At 72.6% G+C, this 21,387-nt stretch carries 19 protein-coding genes; 9 read left to right on the top strand and 10 right to left on the bottom strand.

The genetic code is table 11. The annotated features are described in order from the left end of the window. Positions 1-25 precede the first annotated feature (25 nt). The 5 genes from ACGFT1_RS08295 to ACGFT1_RS08275 form a co-directional block, all read right to left on the bottom strand. Positions 26-907 (bottom strand): carbohydrate ABC transporter permease, encoded by an 882-nt coding sequence (locus ACGFT1_RS08295; RefSeq protein WP_373908217.1) that lies wholly within the window; start codon positions 905-907, stop codon positions 26-28. Then, positions 904-1,854 carry a carbohydrate ABC transporter permease gene (locus ACGFT1_RS08290; RefSeq protein WP_373908216.1) on the bottom strand — a complete coding sequence of 317 codons (951 nt, stop codon included), beginning with the start codon at positions 1,852-1,854 and terminating at the stop codon, positions 904-906. Before ACGFT1_RS08290 ends, ACGFT1_RS08295 begins: the two co-directional genes overlap by 4 nt. A gap of 5 nt (positions 1,855-1,859) precedes the next feature. Further along, the gene (locus ACGFT1_RS08285) at positions 1,860-3,212 is read right to left on the bottom strand and encodes an ABC transporter substrate-binding protein (protein ID WP_373908215.1); all 1,353 of its coding nucleotides are present in this window, start codon (positions 3,210-3,212) and stop codon (positions 1,860-1,862) included. Positions 3,213-3,340: 128 nt separating this feature from the next. Further along, the gene (locus ACGFT1_RS08280; protein WP_373908214.1) at positions 3,341-4,339 is read right to left on the bottom strand and encodes a LacI family DNA-binding transcriptional regulator; all 999 of its coding nucleotides are present in this window, start codon (positions 4,337-4,339) and stop codon (positions 3,341-3,343) included. 412 nt (positions 4,340-4,751) lie between these two features. Then, complete coding sequence (locus ACGFT1_RS08275; RefSeq protein WP_373908213.1) at positions 4,752-5,423, bottom strand: hypothetical protein; 672 nt, start codon at positions 5,421-5,423, stop codon at positions 4,752-4,754. Between the two features lie 240 nt (positions 5,424-5,663). Between ACGFT1_RS08275 and ACGFT1_RS08270 the strand changes: the two genes are divergently transcribed. The 3 genes from ACGFT1_RS08270 (at position 5,664) to ACGFT1_RS08260 (ending at position 7,299) form a co-directional block, all read left to right on the top strand. After that, the gene (locus ACGFT1_RS08270; RefSeq protein ID WP_373908212.1) at positions 5,664-6,320 is read left to right on the top strand and encodes a helix-turn-helix domain-containing protein; all 657 of its coding nucleotides are present in this window, start codon (positions 5,664-5,666) and stop codon (positions 6,318-6,320) included. Between the two features lie 13 nt (positions 6,321-6,333). After that, positions 6,334-6,897, top strand: a complete 564-nt coding sequence (locus tag ACGFT1_RS08265) for a toxin-antitoxin system, toxin component (protein WP_373908211.1) — start codon at positions 6,334-6,336, stop codon at positions 6,895-6,897. 174 nt (positions 6,898-7,071) lie between these two features. Then, positions 7,072-7,299 (top strand): hypothetical protein, encoded by a 228-nt coding sequence (locus ACGFT1_RS08260; RefSeq protein WP_373908210.1) that lies wholly within the window; start codon positions 7,072-7,074, stop codon positions 7,297-7,299. A 584-nt stretch (positions 7,300-7,883) separates the two neighbouring features. Here the strand turns inward: ACGFT1_RS08260 and ACGFT1_RS08255 are convergent. Next, on the bottom strand, positions 7,884-8,564 hold the full coding sequence (locus ACGFT1_RS08255) for a 4'-phosphopantetheinyl transferase (RefSeq protein ID WP_373908209.1): 681 nt from the start codon (positions 8,562-8,564) through the stop codon (positions 7,884-7,886). Continuing rightward, positions 8,512-9,417: a metallophosphoesterase gene (locus tag ACGFT1_RS08250; protein ID WP_373908208.1), complete on the bottom strand. Its 906-nt coding sequence runs from the start codon at positions 9,415-9,417 to the stop codon at positions 8,512-8,514. The genes ACGFT1_RS08255 and ACGFT1_RS08250 overlap by 53 nt, the downstream gene beginning before the upstream one ends. Before the next feature lie 276 nt (positions 9,418-9,693). Here ACGFT1_RS08250 and ACGFT1_RS08245 point away from each other — a divergent pair, with 276 nt between their 5' ends. After that, positions 9,694-10,815, top strand: a complete 1,122-nt coding sequence (locus tag ACGFT1_RS08245; RefSeq protein ID WP_373908207.1) for an ATP-grasp domain-containing protein — start codon at positions 9,694-9,696, stop codon at positions 10,813-10,815. Between the two features lie 11 nt (positions 10,816-10,826). On the opposite strand, the gene ACGFT1_RS08240 is transcribed toward ACGFT1_RS08245, so the two are convergent. Continuing rightward, positions 10,827-12,164, bottom strand: coding sequence for a 6-phospho-beta-glucosidase (locus ACGFT1_RS08240; protein ID WP_373908206.1), 1,338 nt, complete (start codon positions 12,162-12,164; stop codon positions 10,827-10,829). Between the two features lie 163 nt (positions 12,165-12,327). Continuing rightward, positions 12,328-12,666 carry a nuclear transport factor 2 family protein gene (locus tag ACGFT1_RS08235; protein WP_373908205.1) on the bottom strand — a complete coding sequence of 113 codons (339 nt, stop codon included), beginning with the start codon at positions 12,664-12,666 and terminating at the stop codon, positions 12,328-12,330. 304 nt (positions 12,667-12,970) lie between these two features. Here ACGFT1_RS08235 and ACGFT1_RS08230 point away from each other — a divergent pair, with 304 nt between their 5' ends. Further along, positions 12,971-14,416: a glycoside hydrolase family 16 protein gene (locus ACGFT1_RS08230; RefSeq protein WP_373908204.1), complete on the top strand. Its 1,446-nt coding sequence runs from the start codon at positions 12,971-12,973 to the stop codon at positions 14,414-14,416. A 148-nt stretch (positions 14,417-14,564) separates the two neighbouring features. Here the strand turns inward: ACGFT1_RS08230 and ACGFT1_RS08225 are convergent, their stop codons facing one another. Next, positions 14,565-15,497: a helix-turn-helix domain-containing protein gene (locus ACGFT1_RS08225; protein ID WP_373908203.1), complete on the bottom strand. Its 933-nt coding sequence runs from the start codon at positions 15,495-15,497 to the stop codon at positions 14,565-14,567. 143 nt (positions 15,498-15,640) lie between these two features. On the opposite strand from ACGFT1_RS08225, the gene tkt reads away from it, so the two are divergent. The 4 genes from tkt to opcA are packed head-to-tail and all read left to right on the top strand — an operon-like array spanning position 15,641 to position 21,386. Further along, positions 15,641-17,716, top strand: coding sequence for a transketolase (gene tkt, locus ACGFT1_RS08220; RefSeq protein WP_373908202.1), 2,076 nt, complete (start codon positions 15,641-15,643; stop codon positions 17,714-17,716). Between the two features lie 18 nt (positions 17,717-17,734). Next, the gene (gene tal / locus ACGFT1_RS08215; RefSeq protein WP_373908201.1) at positions 17,735-18,877 is read left to right on the top strand and encodes a transaldolase; all 1,143 of its coding nucleotides are present in this window, start codon (positions 17,735-17,737) and stop codon (positions 18,875-18,877) included. Next, positions 18,877-20,463: a glucose-6-phosphate dehydrogenase gene (gene zwf / locus ACGFT1_RS08210; protein WP_373908200.1), complete on the top strand. Its 1,587-nt coding sequence runs from the start codon at positions 18,877-18,879 to the stop codon at positions 20,461-20,463. Before tal ends, zwf begins: the two co-directional genes overlap by 1 nt. Next, positions 20,460-21,386: a glucose-6-phosphate dehydrogenase assembly protein OpcA gene (gene opcA / locus ACGFT1_RS08205; RefSeq protein WP_373908199.1), complete on the top strand. Its 927-nt coding sequence runs from the start codon at positions 20,460-20,462 to the stop codon at positions 21,384-21,386. The genes zwf and opcA overlap by 4 nt, the downstream gene beginning before the upstream one ends. The last annotated feature ends 1 nt before the right edge of the window (position 21,387 follow it).

Below are 21,387 nucleotides of genomic sequence, written 5' to 3'. Positions count from 1 at the left end.
GGGGGCCGGGGAGGGGGTGCCGGTGTCAGCCCTTGGTGCTGCCCGCGCTGATCCCGGCGATGATGTGCCGCTGGAAGACGAGGAACAGTGCCACCATCGGGATGCTGGCGATCACCATGGCGGCGATGAGCACGGTGAGCTGGATGTTCTGCGACAGCTGGACGAGGGCCACGCTGATCGGCTGCTTGCCGGTGTCGGAGAAGACCATCAGCGGCCACAGGAAGTCCTGCCAGACGGCGACCAGCGCGAAGATGGACACCACGCCGAGGACCGGCCTGGACATGGGCAGGACGACCGACCACAGGATCCGCAGTCCGCCCGCGCCGTCGATCTCGGCGGCCTCCAGCACGTCGCGGGGCAGTTGGTCGAAGAACCGTTTGAGCAGGTAGAGGTTGAAGGCGTTGGCGGCGGCCGGCAGCCAGATGGCGAGGGGGTCGTTGAGCAGGCTGGTGTGGATCAGCGGCAGGTCGGCGACGGTCAGGTACTTGGGGACGACCAGCGCCTGTGCCGGGACCATGAGGGTGGCGAGGATGCCGCCGAGGACCACCTTGCCGAAGGCCGGTCCCAGCCTGGACAGGGAGTAGGCCGCGGCCGTGCAGAACACCAGCTGGAAGGCCCAGGCGCCCACGGCCTGGACGACGGTGTTGCTCAGGTGCTGCGGGAGCTGCATCAGGTCCCAGGCGTCGGTGTATCCGCCGAGGCGCCAGTGCTCCGGCAGGAGCGCCGGCGGGGTGCGTGCCACCTCGTCCGGGGACTTCATCGCGCCGGTCACCATCCAGTACACCGGGAAGAGGAAGGCGAGCGCGAAGAGGACGACGACGGCCGTGAACACCGTCCAGTACAGGGCTTTTCCGCGCGGACGGGCGAGGGTGGCCGGGGAGATCAGGGTGCGGGTGGCGGTGCTCATACGTCCCCCTCGGAGCGGGTGAGCCGCAGGTAGAGCGCGGAGAAGGCGCCGAGCAGGACCAGCAGCAGGACGCTCAGGGCGCAGGCGCCGCCGAAGTCGTTGTAGAGGAAGGCGTACTTGTAGATGAGGTAGAGCACGGTGACGGTCGCGTTCTCCGGGCCGCCGCCCGTGATGACGAACGGTTCGGTGAACACCTGCATGGTGGCGATGATCTGGAGGAGCATCAGCATCAGGATGACGAACCGGGTCTGCGGGACGGTGACGTGCCGGATGCGCTGGAGGAGGTTCGCGCCGTCCAGTTCGGCGGCCTCGTACAGCTCGCCGGGGACGGACTGGAGGGCGGCGAGGTAGATGAGGACGGTGCCGCCCATGTTGGCCCAGGTGGCGACGAGGACCAGGGAGACCAGGGCGGTGTCGGTGCCGTTGGACCAGTTCGAGGTGGGCAGGTGCAGGAAGCGGAGGGTCTCGTTGGCGAGGCCGGTTCCGGGGTCGTAGAACCATTTCCACAGCAGGGCGCTGACCACGGGCGGGATCATCACCGGCAAGTAGACGACGACCCGGAAGAAGGCCTTGGCGTGCCGCAGCTCGTTGAGGACGAGGGCGAGTACGAAGGGGATCGCGAACCCGATGAGCAGGGCGAGCAGGGTGAAGGTCAGGGTGTTGCGCCAGGCGGCGGCGAACTCGGGGTCGTGCAGGACACGGGTGAAGTTGGCGGTGCCGGTCCACTCGGGCGGTGAACCCGGGGTGTACTTCTGGAAGGCGATGACGACCGCACGGATCGCCGGGTACCAGGAGAACAGCGCGAAGCAGATCAGGCCGCCGAGCAGGAAGCCGTAGGCGCGGGCCTGGTCGGCGAGGCGGCGCCGCCTGCGGTCCCGCGCCGGGGGCGCCGGGACCGGGGGGACGGCGGCCGGTGCCGGGGGCCGCCGCTCGGCCGTCTTCGTCACGGCGGTCAGCTCCGGGCCAGGATGGAGTCGATCTTGCCGGAGGCATCTTCGAGGAGCTGGTCGATGTCGGCGTCCTTCTTGGTGAGGACGGCGGAGACGACGGCGTCGAGGACGGAGTAGAGCTGCTGGGCGTGCGGGGGTTCGATCCGCATGCGGAGGCGGGTGTTGCCGTCGAGGAAGGACCGGTAGTTCCCCACCGGCACGTTGGCGTCGGCCTTCTTGGCCCGCTGGTCGGTGGCGTCGGCGGTGCCGGTGAACAGGCGGGGCTCGGGCAGGCCGACGGGGGCGTCGTGCTTCCTGGCGCGGGCGTAGTCGCCGAGGAATCCCTTGCCCGGGGTGAGGAACATGTGGTCGAGCCACTTGAGGCCGGCGCGGATCTGGGCGGGCGTGTCGTGCTTGTTGAACATGTAGCCGTCACCGCCGATGAGGGTGGCCCTGCCGCCGGGCATGGGTGCGAGGGCGAGGTCCTTGTAGTCGCCGCCCTTCTCCTTGACCAGGATCGGGATGTTGTCGGGGGCGGCGAGGTACATGCCGAGCCGGCCCGCGCCCATCAGCTGCTGCACGTCGTTGATGACGAGAAGCTGTCTGCTGCCCATGGAGTCGTCGGTCCACCGCATGTCGTGCAGTTCGCGCAGGACGGCCCGGCCCTCGGGGCTGTCGACGGTCGCCTTCCTGCCGTCCGCGCTGACGACGTCCCCGCCCCGGGAGTACAGCTCGGCGGTGAAGTGCCAGCCGCCCTGGTTCTGCGCGCTGTAGTCGGCGTATCCGACCGTGCCGCTGCCGAGCCCGGCGATCTTCCTGGCGGCGGCGCGGACCTCGTCCCAGGTCGCGGGGGGCCGGTCGGGATCCAGGCCGGCCTTGCGGAACAGTGCGCGGTTGTAGATCAGGCCCATGGAGTATCCGGTGCGCGGAATGCCGTAGACCTTGCCGCCCACGGTGTAGATGTCCCGCAGTTGCTTCTGGATGCTGCCGTAGCTCTTCAGCCCGCCGAGGTACGGCGTGAGGTCGGCCGCCTGGCGGATGTCGACGACGTGCCTCGCGTCGGTGAAGTACGTGTAGAACACGTCCTCCATCTGGCCCCCGGCGAGCTTGGCGTCGAAGGTCTTCGGGTCCTGGCAGGGGAAGGCGTCGTGCGCCACGACGTCGATGTCCGGGTTCCGCTTCTCGAACGCGGCGACGTCGTCCTCGAAGAAGGCGCGGTCGACCTTGGCGCTCCTCGGCGGCTCGCAGTTGACGGTGATACGGGTCTTGCCGCTCGCCGAGCCGTCGCCGTCCGGCCCGCAGGCGGTGGCGGCGAGGGCGAGGGAGGAACAGACGCCGATCGCGACGACGGTACGGCGGAACCCGGTGGTTGTCATCGGTGGACCCCTCATGGCACGCGTGGCGGGAGCGGTGGGCGCCGCACACTCAAGCACCGCCGTCGACGAGCCGCAAGATGTCACGCAGAATCTGTAATTATTCGACAGGTTGCCGGATCGTTCCGGGTTCAGTCGCGGGGCGCTTGCGCGGTGGAGCCGCGCACCACCAGCTCGGGCTCGAACAGCAGCTCCTCGGCGGGTACGGCGGTGCCCGCGATCCGCGCGTTCAGCAGCTCCACGGCCGCGCGTCCCATGGCCTCGATGGGCTGCCGGACGGTGGTGAGCGGGGGCTCGGTGCAGTTCATGAACGCCGAGTCGTCGTAGCCCACGACGGAGACGCGGCCGGGGACGTCCAGGCCCTTGCGGCGCGCGGCGCGTACGGCGCCGAGCGCCAGGGGGTCGCTGGCGCAGATGATCCCGGTGACACCGCGGTCGATCAGCCGGGAGGCCGCGGCGTGCCCGCCCTCCAGGGAGAAGATGGCCCGCGCGACGAACTCCTCCGGCAGGTCGGCGGCGATCGCCCGGGCGGCGGCCAGTTTGCGCGCCGAGGGCACGTGGTCGCCGGGGCCGAGCAGCAGCCCGATGCGCTCGTGACCGAGGGAGGCCAGATGGCGCCAGGCCTGCTCGACGGCCACCGTGTCGTCGCAGGAGACGGCCGGGAATCCCAGGTCCTCGATGGCCGCGTTGACCAGGACGACGGGAATGTTGCGCTCCGCGAGCAGCCGGTAGTGGTCGTGCGGCGCGTCGGCCTGGGCGTACAGGCCGCCGGCGAAGACGACGCCGGAGACCTGCTGCTGGAGCAGCAGGTCGACGTAGTCCGCCTCCGAGACGCCGCCCTTGGTCTGCGTGCACAGCACCGGGGTCAGTCCGAGCTGGGCCAGCGCACCGCCGATGACCTCGGCGAACGCCGGGAAGATGGGGTTCTGGAGCTCGGGCAGGACCAGGCCGACGAGCCGTGCGCGTTCCCCGCGCAGCTGGGTGGGGCGCTCGTAGCCGAGGATGTCGAGAGCCGTCAGCACCGCCTGCCGCGTGGCGTCGGAGACCCCGGGCTTGCCGTTGAGCACCCGGCTGACCGTGGCCTCGCTGACCCCGACCTTCTTCGCCACTTCCGCAAGTCGTCGCGTCATGAACGCAAGCGTAACGCAAGCGATGCAAGCCGCTTGCGCAGCGTCTCGGGCAGGCGTGGAGCGGCTCGCCGTACGGGAGAGAGGGGCGGACCGGCCGTCCGGCGGGAGACGGACGGGCGAGGGTGGAACGGCTCGCCGTACGAGAGAGAGAGGGGGGGGGCGGACCGGCCGTCCGGGCAGGAGACGGACGGGCGAGGGTGGAGCGGCTCGCCGTACGGGAGAGAGGGGGCGGACCGGCCGTCCGGGCAGGAGACGGGCGGGCGAGGGAGGGGGTGGCCCGCCCGCCGTACGGGCGGGGGCAGGCCTGGCCGCCGTACGGGCGGGGGGACAGGCCTGTCGGGCGGGTGGGCGAGGCGGGAGCCGCTCGTGCCGGCCCGGCGCCGCCGGCGACCTGAACGCCGGCGGTGCCGGGTCAGCTGTCGGGGGACGCGACGACCGTCAGGTGTGTGGCCGCGCCCCGGGGGCGGCGCGGGCGGCGGACCGGGGTGGCGGGCCGGCGGGGGTCGCGCAGGACCATCGACAGGCGCCGGTAGCCCAGCTCCCGTAGCGGCTGCGGCGCCTCCTCCACGATGCGGCACTCGGTGCGCCCGCGGCGCGGGTCCGGGTGGAGCAGGAGGCGTACGGCGCCGTCGAGGCGGCTCCCGGCCTCACCGACGGCCCGGATCCAGTGGGGCAGTCCCTGCCGGTAGGCGGCCTCCATGATCGGGTCCTGGGCGATGTCCCGGCGGACCGCCTGGAGTTCGTGGTCGTGCCCGCACGATTCCAGGGCGGAACGGAGCTGGGCCAGCATCGGCAGGCACCAGCCCGGCTCGTGCTCGCCGAGCACCTCGCCCGCGTCCGGGTGGAACAGCACGAAGCGGAGGAAGTTGTCGCCGGGCATGGCCGTCGGATGGGGGCGCACGCCGCGGAAGAGTGTCTCGAACGCGCTGTTGGCCATGACCACGTTCCAGTGGCGGTCGACGACCAGGGACGGGCAGGACAGAAAGTCCAGCAGCGCTGCGTAGTCCTGGAGGTACGCCTGGGTCTCGCAGGTGTCGGGGACGGGCCGCGGTGCCGGCCGCTGCCCTCCTGCCTGATGTGCCATCGGGAGGTCACCCCTCTTGCCTCTGCGGCCTTTCACGCGGCGATGCGATCCTGCTGCCCAGCAGGAGTCGTGTCAACTATCGTGGCATTTCATGCCGGTTGACGGCTGAAATTCGCCACAGTTGTGGCGACACCTGGATGTGAGTTCGAGGCACCCGCTACTCTCCGGGAAGTTCACGGCGACCGCTCGTGAGAACCACGGACGCATCTGAAGCCCTCGAGAGACGTAGGAGTTCTGTCGGTGACGGATGGCTACGAGGATCCGGGCGCCTCGGCGACCGCCCAGCTGCCGGCCGTCGTCGCCCGCGTCACCGCGCTCGCCGACCGGCTCGGTGTACCGCACACCGAGGTCTTCGACGTCGGGCGGCTCTCCGTCGCCTGCGGTGTGCCGGAGGCGGTGGTCAGGGCCCTGCTCAGCGGCCGGCCCGCGGGTGAACCGGACGTCCAGGCCCGCTTCCTGCAACGCCTGGACCTGCTGCGCCGCACCCGGCTGAAACCGGGCGGACGCCGCTACACCCAGCAGGAGATAGCCGACGGCGCGGGTATGTCCCGGCAGCAGGCCGGCGCCCTCATCAACGGCGACCGGCGGCCCACCATGGAGCACTGCGACGCCCTCCAGCGCTTCTTCCGGGTACACGCGGGCTTCCTCACCGCGGAGGACCCCGAGGCCCTGGCCGGCGCGTTGCAGCGCACCGAGCAGGAGCTGCTCCAGAAGCTCGCCGACCGGGAGCGGGCCGCCATCCAGGACCCCGAGGACCCGCTGGAACGGCTGCTCCAGGACCACGGCGTGCGCGGAATCGCCTGGCGGGCCGCGCAGTTGCCCACCGACCAGCATCGGGACAAGGTCGCCGAGTGGCTCGACATGCTGCTGGAGAGTGTCAAACGGCCGGAGTCGTGAGCGGGGGAGGACCGTGGGCATCGGCAGGGAGACGCGCCGGCTGTGCGACGACCTGGTGGGCGGGCTGACCCTGGCCGTGCCCGCACCACCGGACGAGCTGTACCGGGCGCTGTGCGCGGCGATGAGCCGCCGCCGGGGCCGGCCGGTGACGTTCCGTACGGCCGTCTTCCCGCCCGGCACGGCCAGCGGACTGTGGCTGCACCTGACCGACCGGGACGTCGTCGTCGTGGAGGAACGTACCGCCCCGGAACACCAGTTGGTGATCCTCGGTCACGAGCTGTGGCACGTGCAGGCCGGCCGCTGCGGGCACCCCGTGGACGGCGCCGGTGCCGGCGCCGCGATCCGCCCGCTGCCCGAGGACACCGGCCGCACGGCGCACCGTACCCGAGTGCGACGGGCCGCCGCCCGCAGCCGCCTCGACCTCGCCGAGGAGCGGGACGCCGAGTCCTTCGGCCTGCTGCTGGCCAGCAAGTGCCGCACCCTGCTCGCCGGTTCGGCGCCGCGCGGCCCGGCCCGGCCCGGCGGTGTGGCCGGCCGTATCGGGGCCTCCCTGGGATATCCGTACGCGCAGGCCTGAGCCGGCTCCGCCCGGGTGGCCCGGTGTCCGGCCGGCGCTGTGGTGCGGTTCCGCGTCCGCTGAGCGGGCGAACGCGGGGCGGGCCGGACGGGGTTGTCAGTGGTGGGCGGCAAGCTGGGTCCGTGCGCGCCGCCGGGCGCGCGACCGTGACGCCTACTCGGGGAGAGCCGACCGATGCCCACCGCCGTACTGACCGACCGCGAGCGCACCGCCGTGCAGGCCTACCTGCGGCTGCTCCACACGGTGCGCGCCGCCTTCGACGGGCCGTCGCAGGACGGCCGGCCCGCCGTCGTCCCGCCCACCGTGCTCGCCGAGGCGGAGCGGGCGCTGGCCCGGGCGGGACTCGCGGGCAACGAGGAGCAGTTCTTCCGGCTGCTGCGCGACTGGGGTCCGCGCGCCTGAGCGCCCGGGCGACTCCCGCGCCGTCGGCCGTGTCCCGGGCGGCCCAGGGGCTCCGGTGGCGGACGGGGAGGCCCTCCCCGGCGGCCCACCGCACGGGCACGCCCTCACGCGGCTGGCGCCCGTACGGCAAGGACCGCCTCACGGCGCCCGACTCCACGGGGACGGCCACCGGCCGAGCGCACCGGCACGGCGGCGGGCCCACCGGGACGGCCACCGTCAGCGACCCCACGCGTGAGGCTCACCCCGCGCGGCGGTGGCGGGCCGGCCCGCCCGGCGCCGGCCCCGCTGCCGGCTCCGGCCCGGTGCCGCCCGTGCCCCGACCCCACCTGGAACGGCCACGACGGCCGGGCGCGCGAGCGGGGCCGCACGGCGGCCGGGCGCGCCGGGGTGGCCATCGCGGGCGGCCCTGCGCGTGAGGCCGCACGGCGTCCGGCTCCACGGGGAACGGCCACGGCGACCCGACACGCGGGCACGGCCGCGGAGCTCACCGGAGTGGCCCCGGTGGTCCGGCCGGTACCGCCGCGCGGGCGGTCGTGGGGCCGGGCGTGACCGGGTGTCGGAGGGCGGTGCGGTGGCGGATGGGCTCAGGTGTGGGGAAGGACCACGGACGTGGTGACCAGCCCGTCGCGCACCGTCCACCGGCCTTCGAAGACCCGCAGTCGCCGGCCGCCGACCACGGGCCCGGGCACCAGGAGCGTGGCGCTCAGGGTGCCGTGGCTCTCGCCGCCGGGATCGGGGTGCAGGGTGATGTCGGCCTCGGAGAAGTCCAGCCACTTGCGGGTCAGGGGGAACCACGCCTTGTAGACGGACTCCTTGGCGCTGAACAGGATCCGGTCCCAGTGCACGGCGGGCCGCTGCCCGGCGAGCCGGTCGAGCCGCGCCGCCTCCACGGGCAGGAAGACGGACCGGCCGACCCCGTCCGGGAGGGGGCCGTGCGGCTCGGCGTCGATGCCGAGGGAGACGAGGTCGGTGGCGCGGACCAGGGCGGCGGCGCAGTAGCCGTCACAGTGGGTCATGCTGCCGAGCAGGCCGTCCGGCCAGCGCGGAGCACCCCGCTCGCCGCTGATGACGGGCTGCGGCGGCACGCCGAGTTTCTCCATGGCGCGCCGGGCGCAGCCCCGGACGGCGGCGAACTCGCGGCGCCGCTTGGTCACCGCGCGGGCGACGAGCGCTTCCTCGGCCGGATGGAGCGGGGAGTCCCACAGGGGGTCGTCAGCGTGCGCCTCCACGGCCACGACCGACTCCGGGAGCAGCTCCTCGATCACCTGCGTGGACCTCCATCGGCAGGACGCGGCGCAGCCTTCCCGGGGGATCCGGGCGCTTGCGCCATTCGCGGGGGTATCCCACGGAGACCTCCATGAAGCGGACTCCGTCGTGCCAGGTGGTGCGGGGGATGTGCAGATGGCCGTAGACCATCGTGGCGACCCGGAACCGGCGGTGCCAGTCCGCGGTCAGCCGGGTGCCGCACCACATGGCGAACTCAGGGTGCCACAGCACCTCCGTGGGGTGCCGGTCCAGCGGATAGTGGCCGGCCAGCACGGTCGGGAGGTCCTCGGGCAGCTCGGCGAGCCGGCGCTCGGTCTCGGCGACCCGCGCCCGGCACCAGGCCTCACGGGTCGGGTAGGGGTCGGGGTGCAGCAGGTACTCGTCGTTGCAGACGATGCCCGTGCTCTCCGCGTAGGCCAGGCCCTCGGCCTTGGTGGTGCAGCCGGCCGGCAGGAACGAGTAGTCGTACAGCAGGAACAGCGGGGCGACGACGGCGGGGCCGCCGGCGCCGCGCCACACGGGGTACGGGTCCTCGGGGGTCACCACGCCCAGTTCCCGGCACACCTGGACGAGGTGGTCGTAGCGGGCGGCGCCGCGCAGGGTGACCGGGTCGCTCGGGTGGGTCCACAGCTCGTGGTTGCCGGGCGCCCACAGCACCTTGCGGAAGCGCTTCGCGAGGGTGCCGAGGGCCCAGCGGATGTCGGCGACGGTCTCCGCGACGTCCCCGGCCACGATCAGCCAGTCGTCGTCGCTCCGGGGCCGCATGCCGTCGACCAGGGCGCGGTTGTCCGGGTAACTGATGTGCAGGTCGCTGATGGCCAGCAGCTGTCCGGCCCCGGCCGTCGACTCCACCCCGCACGCCCCTTCCGATCATCCGAAGGCACCACAACAACACATGCGCGGGGCAACGGACAAGGGGCTCCCCGGCCGCGTGTCGTACCGCTGCGGCGGACGGCCCCGTTCCGTAACACGCGCGTTGCACGCGTGGGCACTTGAAAGCCGTATGATCGCCCCGACACCAGCGCCCTCCCTCTTCTCCCCTGCGCGGGGCCGTTCGGTGACCCTTCCTCCCTCCTGCCCGGGCACGGGCCGCTCCGTCCTGCCCGCACACCCCCGAAGGCGGCCTGCATGCCCTCACGCGTACGCGTCTGGCTCAACCGCACGTACGCGGAGAACGTGTTCTTCATGGATCAGCTGCGGAGGAATCCCAGCGACCGGGCGGTCGAGATCCATGCCACGCACGGCGACCCGGACTCCCCCGTGCTGGCCGCCGCCGACACCGCCGAGCTGGAGCCCGAGGGCCTGTCCCCGGCCGCGTACGTCGAGTACGCCCTGGACCAGTGCGTCCGGCGCGGCATCGACGTGTTCGTGCCCCGGCTGCACCAGTCGGCGGTCGTCGCGCACCGGGCGGACTTCGCGGCGGCCGGTACGGCGCTGGTGGCGCCGACGCCCGAGGCGGTGGCGGTGTTCGAGGACAAGGCGACCGCGTACGAGGCGGTCCGCTCGGTGGGTGTCCCGGTGCCGCCGTGGCGGCGGATCCGGACGGCGGACGAACTCCTCAGCGCTGTCGAGGAGCTGGAGAAGACGGGCCAGCAGGTGTGTTTCAAGCCGGCCGCCGGCGCGGGCGGTGTCGGCTTCAGGGTACTCACCCGGGCTCCCCTCTCCCTGGCCGCTCTCGCCGGCTTCCCCGGCCCGTCCGTGCAGCTCGCTCCGGTGGTCGAGGCGCTGCGGCGGGCCGAGGGGCCCGTGAACTGGCTGGTGATGCCGCGCCTGGAGCAGCCGGAGGTGTCCGTGGACTGCCTGACCGGGCCGGACAACCGGCTGCGGCTGTCGGTCGGCCGCACCAAGAACGGCCGCCGCCGGGGCTTCACCCTGGACGAGCGGTGGCTGGAACCGGCCCGGCTGATCGCCGAGGGCTTCGGGCTGCACTATCTGTCCAACATCCAGTTCCGCATGCTCGGTGACCGCCCGGTGCTGCTCGACGTCAACACCCGTCCCGCCGGCGGCCTGCACCAGCTGGCGCTGTGCGGCGTCAACGCGCCGTGGGCGGCGGTGCGGCTGGCGCTGGGCGAGGACCCCGGGGTGATCGAGCCGCCGTTCCTGGGGCAGGACTACACGGTGGTGGCGGGTCCGCGTCCGCTCGCGCCCGTGACGATGCCGCGGCAGCGGGCGGGTGCCGGCGAGACGGTGCTGCCCTCGGTGCCGGCGCCCGCGCGGGCGGCGGAGGCGGTTCGGGCGCTGCCGCTGTAGGCGCGGGTCCTTCACGCGAGGTACGCCAGGCCCGGGTGGACCGCGGTGTAGCCCTCGACCAGCCGGCGGGCCACGGTGACCGAGTCGACCAGCGGGTGCAGCGCGAAGGCCTTCACCGCGGTCGTCCGGGACGCGGACTCGGCGGCGGCCAGCACCTCGCGTTCGACCGCCTTGACCGAGCAGACCAGACCGGTGGCATGGCCGGGGAGCGGGTCCGCGGACAGCGGGTGGGCACCGTTCGCGTCGACCAGGCAGGGCACCTCGATGACGGCGTCGGCGTCGAGCACGGACAGGGTGGAGCGGTTGCGGACGTTGAGGATCAGCGTGGTGCGCTCGTCGCGGGCGACGGCCCGCATCAGCGCGAGGGCGACCTTCTCGTATCCGCCGGCGAGGTCGTCGGCCTCACGGTCGCCGGCGCCGGCGCTCTCCCGGTTCTCGGCCATGTAGGTGGCCTCGCGTTCGGCGCGGGTGCGGTCCCAGGCGCGCAGGGCGGAGACTCCGGGATCGCCCGCCTCCGCGTAGAACCGGGCCTGCTGGTCGCGCAGGAAGGCACCGCGGGTCCGTTCGGCCTCCTGGTAGGCGCGGACGGTCTCCCGGTTGAAGTAGTAGTAGTGCAGGTACTCGTTGGGGACCGCGCCGAGCGACCGCAGCCAGTCGGCGCCGAACAGCCGGCCCTCCTCGAAGGAGCCGAGCAGCGCGGGGTCGGCGAGCAGCCGCGGGAGTTGCTCGCGTCCGGCGACGCGCAGCCCGCGCACCCAGCCGAGGTGGTTGAGGCCGACGTAGTCGATGAAGGCCTCACCGGGGTCGGCGCCGAGGACGCGGGCGATACGGCGGCCGAGGCCGACCGGCGAGTCGCAGATGCCGATGACGCGGTCGCCGAGGTGGCGGGACATGGCCTCGGTGACCAGTCCGGCCGGGTTGGTGAAGTTGATCACCCAGGCTTCCGGGGCGAGGCGGGCCACGCGCCGGGCGATGTCGACGGCGACGGGAACGGTGCGCAGGCCGTAGGCGATCCCGCCCGCGCCGACCGTCTCCTGTCCGAGCACGCCCTGCGCGAGGGCGACCCGTTCGTCGTCCGCCCGTCCCGCCAGGCCGCCGACGCGGATCGCGGAGAAGACGAAGTCGGCGCCGCGCAGGGCCTCGTCCAGGTCGGTGGTGGCGCTCACGCGGGGTGCGTCTCGGACGGCGGCGGCCTGTTCCGCCAGCACACGGGTCACCGCGTACAGCCGGCGTTCGTCCAGGTCGTGGAGGACCACGTCGGTGACCCGCCCCTCGGCGCGGTCGGTCAGCAGTGCTCCGTACACGAGCGGCACCCGGAACCCGCCGCCGCCCAGGATCGTCAGCTTCACACCTGTCCCCTTCGCCCGTCTCCCGGGACTCCCGCCGCGTCCGCCCCGGGGGCCGCGCGCGGCGCCGCCACGCAGTCCCGGCCGTCCCGCCGGCATGCCGGGGACCCTACCGGCCGTCCGCCGTCACCCCGCGCCGCGCCGGCACCCGCCGTCCGCCACCCGCTCACACCGCGCCGCCGAAGAAGACCTGCACCTCCCGGATGTGACCGTCCCGCACGGTGACGGCCTCGACGTTGCGGTACCGGCCGCCGGAGGTCAGCTCGTACTCGTAGTGGACGAGGACCAGTTCCTCGTCCACGGCGACGATGTGCAGGACGCGCTGGTCGGCGAACCGGTCGGCGGTCGGGAAGCAGCGTGCGAAGAACGCCGCCCTGTCGATGTGGTCGTCCTGCGGGCTGGTGAAGGTGAAGTCGTCGGCGTAGAGAGGGAGTGCCGCCGCGCGGTCCTGTGCCCGGTAGTGCCGGAAGGCCGCCTCGACGACGCCGGCGGGAGACCCGTTCATGCGCTGTCCTCGGTGGGGAGGGTGACCGTACCCCGCCACGATAGGCCGGGCACGGGCCGCGGGCGGGCCGTGCCACGGGGTGTCCGAGCCGGGAATCCGGGAGGCGCCCGCGCGACCCGGCCGGGTGGCGGGCGGCGCGCCACGGGTCGGCGGGGGCGTCTTCGTCCGGTGAACTCCCGTGCCTCGAATGGCCTTTGTTTGTTTCAACCCTTGACGGTCGCGGGGGCGGAGAGCACATTGGCCGCATCCTTGAGAGCGCTCTCAGAGACCCCCGCGCGTCTCGCCGTACCCAGAGAGGCAACCCATGAGTGAAACCCCCGGAACACCACCCCCACCCGCCGGGAGACCGCACGGCACCCCGGTGCCCGCCCGCCGGCGGCGTTCCCTCCGCAAGGCGCTCGTCGCCGGGCTCGGCACGCTCGGTCTCGCCGTCGCCGCGGTGACCGCGGGCACCCTGCCCGCCGGCGCCTCCGCGCCCGCACCCCCCGCGGGCTGGACCCAGGTCTTCATGGACGACTTCAACGGCGCGGCGGGCTCCGGCGTCAACGGCGCCGACTGGCAGTACGACACCGGCACGTCCTACCCCGGCGGCGCCGCGAACTGGGGCACCGGCGAGGTCGAGACGATGACGTCGAGCACGAGCAACGTCGCGCTGGACGGGAACGGCAACCTGCTCATCACCCCGCGCCGGGACGCCTCGGGCCACTGGACGTCCGGCCGGATCGAGACGGCCCGCACCGACTTCCGGCCCCCGGCCGGCGGAAAGCTGCGGGTGCAGGCCCGGATCCGGCTGCCCGACGTCACCGGTGCCGCCGCCAAGGGCTACTGGCCGGCGTTCTGGATGCTGGGCGCGCCGTTCCGCGGGAACTACTGGAACTGGCCGGGCATCGGCGAGCTGGACGTCATGGAGAACGTCCAGGGCCTGAACACCGACTGGGCCACGATGCACTGCGGGACCGGTTCGGGCGGCCCGTGCAACGAGACCACCGGCATCGGCGGCTCCACCCCCTGCACCGGCACCACCTGCCAGGCGGGCTTCCACACGTACGCGATGGAGTGGGACCGCTCGGCCAGCCCCGAGGAGATGCGCTTCTACCTGGACGGCGTCAACTTCCACACCGTCAGGGCGAACCAGGTCGACGCCACGACGTGGGCGAACGCGACCGACCACGGCTACTTCCTCATTCTGGACGTGGCGATGGGCGGTGGCTTCCCGGGAGCGTTCGGCGGCGGCCCGGACAGCGGGACCGAGCCGGGCCACCCGATGGCCGTCGACTACGTGCAGGTCCTTCAGTCCACGGGCGGCGGAGGCGGCCCCACTCCCCCGCCGTCCGGCAACCGGGACGCCTACAGCGCCATCCAGGCCGAGTCCTACGACAGCCAGTCCGGGGTCGCCACGGAGACCACCACGGACACGGGCGGCGGGCAGGACATCGGCTATCTGGCCAACGGTGACTGGGCGCTGTACAAGGGCGTCGACTTCGGTTCCACGCCGGCGAGGCAGTTCTCCGCCCGGGTCGCGAGCGGCGCGGCGGGCGGGGTCAGCGGCCTGGTCGAGGTACGGCTGGACAACCGCGGCAACGCTCCCGTCGGCAGCTTCGCCGTGGGCGGCACCGGCGGCTGGCAGTCCTGGCAGACGGTGCCGGCCAACATCAGTGCGGTGACGGGCACCCACGACGTCTACCTGACCTTCACGAGCGGCCAGCCGGCCGACTTCGTGAACCTGAACTGGTTCGACTTCGGCCACTGAACGCCCACGGAACGGCGCCGGCGCCGGCCCACCTGTGCACGCAGACACGGACGGGGTCCGCGGATTCTCCCGCGGGCCCCGTCGCGCTCTACGCGCCCGGCTCCTTCTCGAGGAGTTGCCCCCCGGGACAGCCACGGCCGGCCGGGCGCTAGCGCAGTTCCGCGCGGAAGGCCACCGGGGTCTGGCCGGTGTGCAGGTGGAAGAACTTGGAGAAGTTCGCCGCGTCGGGGAAGCCCACGGCCGCTCCGACGCGGCCGATCGGCAGGTCGGTGTGGGCGAGGAGGCGGCGGGCCTCCAGGACGACCCGTTTGTCGATGAATCCCTTCGGGGTCTCGCCCGTGGCGGCGCGGACGGCGCGGACCAGGGTGCGGCGGGAGTAACCGAGGGCGTCGGCGTAGGCGCTGACGCTGTGCTGGACACCGAAGCTCTCCTCGACGGCGTCCCGGAAGCGGGTGAACGCGCTGTCGGGCTGCTGCCGGCCGGCCGGGGCCGAGCTGGTGGCGAGGTGGGCCAGGCGCAGCAGGAACGCCGTCAGGGTGTGCCGCAGGACGGCGGTGTGGAGGCCGGGCGGGAGCGTCGCGGTGTCCTCGTACTCGCGGCGCAGCTGGTCCAGGGCCGCCTGGAGGGCGGCGAGCTGGGCCGGGGCGGGGCGCAGCAGGGGCGGCAGGTCGTAGCGGTACAGGCCGGTGGCCTCGACGGTGGCGGGCGGCAGGAAGCCGGGTTGCATGGTCAGGACGGTTCCGCGGTAGACGCATTCCCGGGAGAAGCGGTGGACCTGTCCGGGACGTATCCACAGCAGGTCGCCGGCCGTCGCCTCGTACTCGGCGAAGTCGACCATGTGTCGTACGGGGCCGTCGGTGAAGAGCATGACCACGTGGAAGTCGATGCGGTGAACGCGGTACAGGGGGGCGTCGGTGTGCCAGGTGCGGTCCGCGCCCATCGGTCCGATCTGGAGGCCGACGCCGCCGACGGCCAGGTCGGCCGGGAAGGGGAAGGTTCTGATCCCGTCGTCGTCGCTCGTCCCGTCGTCGCCGCTGCCGGCGTCGGCGGCTCGGTGTGTCCCGTCGGTCTTGTCGGTCATGCCCGTTTCGTGCCGTCCCTGTCGCGATCACTGTCCCAGATTCACCACAGGCTGACACATCCCGACCTTCCCCCGAAAAAGTCAGACTTTTAAGTTTGAACGCGTCCGGCCCGCCAATCGCACTGAACGAGGACTTCTTGAAGATGACGACGCAGACTTCCGACGGCTTCGAGTGGACGGACCTCGACCGGCGAGCCGTGGACACCGCCCGTCTCCTGGCGGCCGACGCGGTGCAGAAGGTCGGCAACGGGCACCCGGGCACGGCGATGGCCCTGGCGCCCGCCGCGTACACGATCTTTCAGAAGGTGATGCGTCACGACCCGGCCGACCCCGAGTGGACCGGCCGTGACCGGTTCGTCCTCTCCCCCGGCCACACCTCGCTGACCCTCTACACGCAGCTCTTCCTCGCCGGGTACGAGCTGGAGCTGGACGACCTGAAGGCGTTCCGCACGCACGGCTCGAAGACCCCGGGCCACCCCGAGTACGGCCACACCGCGGGCGTGGAGACCACCACCGGACCGCTCGGCCAGGGTGCCGCGAACGCCGTCGGCATGGCGATGGCCGCCCGGTACGAGCGCGGCCTGTTCGACCCGGACGCCCCCGAGGGCGCCTCCCCCTTCGACCACACCGTCTGGGCGATCGTCTCCGACGGCGACCTGGAGGAGGGTGTCTCCGGCGAGGCCTCGTCCCTGGCCGGCCACCAGCGGCTCGGCAACCTGGTCTTCCTCTACGACGACAACCACATCTCCATCGAGGGCGACACCGCGACCGCGTTCTCCGAGGACGTGCTGAAGCGGTACGAGGCCTACGGCTGGCACACCCAGCGCGTCGAGCCCGCCGAGGACGGCGACATCGACGTACCCGCCCTGTACGCGGCTCTGAGGACCGCGCGGGCGGAGACCGGGCGGCCGTCGATCATCGCGATGCGCACGGTCATCGCCTGGCCCGCCCCCAACGCCCGGAACACCGAGGCGTCGCACGGCTCCGCGCTCGGCGAGGAGGAGATCGCCGCCACCAAGCGCCTCCTCGGCTTCGACCCGCAGCGGACCTTCGAGGTCGCCGACGAGGTCCTCGCCCACACCCGCCAGGCGCTCGACCGGGGCGCCGAGGCGCACGCGGCCTGGGACAAGCGGATCGCCGAATGGCGCACGGCCGCTCCCGAGCGGGCCGAGCTGTTCGACCGGGTCGGCAAGGGCGAGCTGCCCGCTGGCTGGGAGGACGCGCTGCCCGTGTTCGAGGAGGGCAAGCCGGTCGCCACCCGGGCCGCCTCCGGCAAGGTGCTCCAGTCGCTCGGCCCGGTCCTCCCCGAGCTGTGGGGCGGCTCCGCCGACCTCGCCGGCTCCAACAACACCACCATCGACAAGGACAGCTCGTTCCTGCCGCGGGGCAACCCGCTGCCCGGCGCAGACCCGTACGGCCGTACCGTCCACTTCGGGATCCGCGAGTTCTCCATGGCCGCGGTGATGAACGGCATCGCCCTGCACGGCAACACGCGGATCTATGGCGGCACCTTCCTGGTGTTCTCGGACTACATGCGCAACGCCGTCCGTATGTCGGCGCTGATGCAGCTGCCGGTGACGTACGTGTGGACGCACGACTCCGTCGGTCTCGGTGAGGACGGTCCGACCCACCAGCCGGTCGAGCACCTGGCCTCGCTGCGCGCGATCCCCGGCCTGAACGTCGTCCGCCCGGCGGACGCCAACGAGACCGCGATCGCCTGGGCCGAGATCCTGAGGAGGCACGCCACGAACCCCGCCCCCCACGGGCTCGCGCTCACCCGCCAGGGCGTGCCGGTGTACGCGCCGAACGAGGACGCGGCCAAGGGCGGCTATGTGCTGCGCGAGTCCTCGACCGAGGTTCCGGAGGTGATCGTCATCGCGACGGGTTCCGAGGTGCAGCTGGCCGTGGCGGCGCGGGAGCGGCTGGAGGCGGAGGGGATCGGCACCCGTGTGGTGTCGATGCCGTCCGTGGAGTGGTTCGAGGAGCAGCCGCGCGCCTACCGCGAGCGGGTGCTGCCGCCGGCCGTGCGGGCCCGGGTCGCCGTCGAGGCCGGCATCGGCCTGACCTGGTACCGGTTCGTGGGCGACGCGGGCCGCATCGTCTCCCTCGAGCACTTCGGTGCCTCCGCGGACGCGACGACCCTGTTCGCCGAGTTCGGCTTCACCCCCGAGAACGTCGCCGCGGCGGCCCGCGAGTCGCTCGCCGCCGCACGCGCCTGATACCGACGCGAAAGAAAGATGATCACTGTGACCGAAGCAATCGCGACTCCTGGAGCCCTCAAGCTCCTCGCCGACGAGGGGGTGTCCGTCTGGCTGGACGACCTGTCCCGCGAGCGGATCACCTCGGGCGGCCTCGCCGAGCTGGTGGCGAGCGGAAGCGCCGTCGGTGTCACCACGAACCCGTCGATATTCCAGGCGGCCATCGGCTCCGGGAAGGGTTACGAGGAGCAGCTCGCCGACCTCGCCGTGCGGGGAGTGACGGTGGAGGAGGCGGTGCGGATGATGACGACCGCCGACGTGCGGGACGCCGCCGACATCCTGGAGCCCGTGTACACCGCGTCCGGCGGGCTGGACGGCCGGGTCTCCATCGAGGTCGACCCGCGTCTGGCCCACCGCACCGGGGCAACCGTCGCCGAGGCCAGGCAGCTGGCCTGGCTGGTCGACCGGCCCAACGTCATGATCAAGATTCCGGCGACCAGGGCGGGCCTGCCGGCGATCACCGAGGTCATCGGCCTCGGCATCAGCGTCAACGTGACCCTGATCTTCTCGCTCGAGCGGTACCGCGAGGTCATGGACGCCTACCTGGCCGGCCTGGAGAAGGCCCGCGAGCGCGGCATCGACCTGTCGACGATCCACTCGGTGGCGTCGTTCTTCGTCTCCCGCGTGGACAGCGAGACCGACAAGCGGCTGACCGCCCTGGGCACGGACGAGGCCCTCGCGCTCAAGGGCCGCGCGGCCCTCGCCAACGCCCGGCTGGCCTACGAGGCGTACGAGGAGGTCTTCGCCTCCGGGCGCTGGCTCGCGCTCGCCGGTGCCGGGGCGAACAGGCAGCGCCCGCTGTGGGCGTCCACCGGGGTGAAGGACCCCGCGTACAAGGACACCCTGTACGTGGACGAGCTGGTCGCGCCGGGCACCGTCAACACCATGCCGGAGGCCACGCTGCTCGCCGTGGCCGACCACGGCGTGATCACCGGAGACACGGTGACCGGCGGCTACGCGCGGGCCCGCGCCGACCTGGCCGCCCTGGAGCGGCTCGGCATCCCCTACGACGAGGTCGTGCAGCAACTGGAGGACGAGGGCGTCGCCAAGTTCGAGGCGGCCTGGCAGGACCTGCTGGACGCTGTCGCCGCGTCCCTGAAGAGCAAGGGAGTTGACGCCTGATGACCGAGAACGCACCCGCCGCCCAGGCACCCGAGGAGGTGCGCGTGCCGGTCGCCCCGGCCGCCGACTGGGTGAACCCGCTGCGGGACGCAGACGACCGCCGGCTCCCCCGGATCGCCGGGCCGTCCGGCCTGGTCATCTTCGGGGTGACCGGTGACCTGTCCCGCAAGAAGCTCATGCCGGCCGTGTACGACCTGGCCAGCCGCGGTCTGCTGCCGCCGGGCTTCTCCCTCGTCGGCTTCGCCCGCCGGGACTGGGAGAACCAGGACTTCGCGCAGGTCGTGCACGACGCCGTGCGCGAGCACTCCCGCACCCCGTTCCGTGAGGAGGTGTGGCAGCAGCTCGCCGAGGGCATGCGGTTCATCCCCGGCGACTTCGACGACGACACCGCGTTCAAGCAGCTGAAGGAGGCCGTCGAGGAACTGGACGCCTCCCGCGGCACCGGCGGGAACTTCGCCTTCTACCTCTCGGTGCCGCCGAAGTTCTTCCCCAAGGTCGTGCAGCAGCTGAAGAAGCACGGCCTGGCCGGTGCGCCGGAGGGTTCCTGGCGGCGCGCGGTCATCGAGAAGCCGTTCGGGCACGACCTGGCCAGCGCCCGCGAGCTGAACGCGCTCGTGCACGACGTGTTCGACCCGGACCAGGTGTTCCGCATCGACCACTACCTGGGCAAGGAGACGGTCCAGAACATCCTGGCGCTGCGCTTCGCCAACCAGATGTACGAGCCGATCTGGAACCGGTCGTACGTCGACCACGTGCAGATCACCATGGCCGAGGACATCGGCATCGGCGGCCGCGCCGGGTACTACGACGGCATCGGCGCCGCCCGCGACGTCATCCAGAACCACCTGCTCCAGCTGATGGCGCTGACCGCCATGGAGGAGCCGATCGCGTTCGACGCCGAGGCGCTGCTCACCGAGAAGCTGAAGGTGCTGAAGTCGGTGCGGCTGCCGGAGGACCTCGGCCGGCACACCGTGCGCGGGCAGTACGCGACCGGCTGGCAGGGCGGCGAGAAGGTCGTCGGCTACCTGGAGGAGGACGGCATCGACCCCAAGTCGAAGACCGACACCTTCGCCGCGGTCAAGCTGGGCATCGACAACCGCCGCTGGGCGGGCGTCCCCTTCTACCTGCGCACCGGCAAGCGGCTCGGCCGCCGGGTCACCGAGATCGCGGTGGTCTTCAAGCGGGCCCCGCACTCCCCGTTCGACTCCACCGCCACCGAGGAACTGGGCTCGAACGCGATCGTCATCCGCGTCCAGCCCGACGAGGGCATGACCGTGCGCTTCGGGTCGAAGGTGCCGGGCACCTCGATGGAGATCCGGGACGTGTCCATGGACTTCGCCTACGGCGAGTCGTTCACCGAGTCGAGCCCGGAGGCGTACGAGCGGCTCATCCTGGACGTACTGCTCGGCGACGCCAACCTGTTCCCCCGTCACCAGGAAGTGGAAGAGTCCTGGAAGATCCTCGACCCGATCGAGGAGTACTGGGAGGCGCACGGCAGGCCGGCGCAGTACTCCTCGGGCACCTGGGGACCGAGGGAAGCCGACGAGATGCTCGCACGAGACGGACGGAGCTGGCGCAGGCCATGAAGATCGACCTGACCGACACCACGGCAAGCAAGATCAACAAGGCGTTGGTGCAGGGCCGCCGCGCCATCGGCACACCGGCCGTGGGCATGGTCCTGACGATGGTCATCGTCACGGACGAGGAGAACGCCTACGACTCGATCCGGGCCGCCGAGGAGGCCTCGCGCGAGCACCCCTCACGCACCCTGGTCGTCATCAAGCGGCACGCCCGCACGCTGCGTGACCGCACCCACTCCCGGCTGGACGCCGAGGTGCGGGTCGGCTCCGAGGCGGGCACCGGCGAGACGGTCGTCCTGCGGACCTACGGCGAGGTCTCCGACCACGCCGACTCCGTCGTCCTGCCGCTGCTGCTGCCGGACGCCCCCGTGGTCGTGTGGTGGCCGGTGGACGCCCCCGACTCCCCCGCCAAGGACCCGCTGGGCGCGCTCGCCCAGCGCCGGATCACCGACCTGTACGCCGTCGAGCGGCCCCTGGAGGTCCTGGAGGCCCGCGTGCGCGCCTACGCGCCCGGCGACACCGACCTCGCCTGGACCCGGCTCACCCCGTGGCGCTCGATGCTGGCCGCGGCCCTGGACCAGGCCCGGGTGACGGTGACCTCGGCGGCCGTCGAGGCAGAGGCGGACAACCCCAGCGCCGAACTGCTGGCACGCTGGCTGGAGGCCCGCCTGAAGGTGTCCGTGGACCGCGTGGTCAGCCCGGGCCCGGTCGTCACGGCCGTACGGCTCGGCACCCGGAACGGCGAGATCGTCATCGACCGCCCCGAAGGGCCCCTCGCCACGCTGACCCTGCCGGGCCAGCCGCCGCGCACCCTCGCCCTGAAGGTCCGCCCCACCTCCGAACTCATCGCCGAGGAGCTCCGCCGCCTCGACGCCGACGAGATGTACGCCATCGCCCTCCAGGGCGAGGCCGCCAAGGAGAACGCCTGAT

The organism is Streptomyces sp. Y20 (assembly GCF_043195475.1).
Classification (GTDB): Bacteria; Actinomycetota; Actinomycetes; order Streptomycetales; family Streptomycetaceae; genus Streptomyces.
This window is presented reverse-complemented; position numbering and strand designations above follow the sequence as displayed.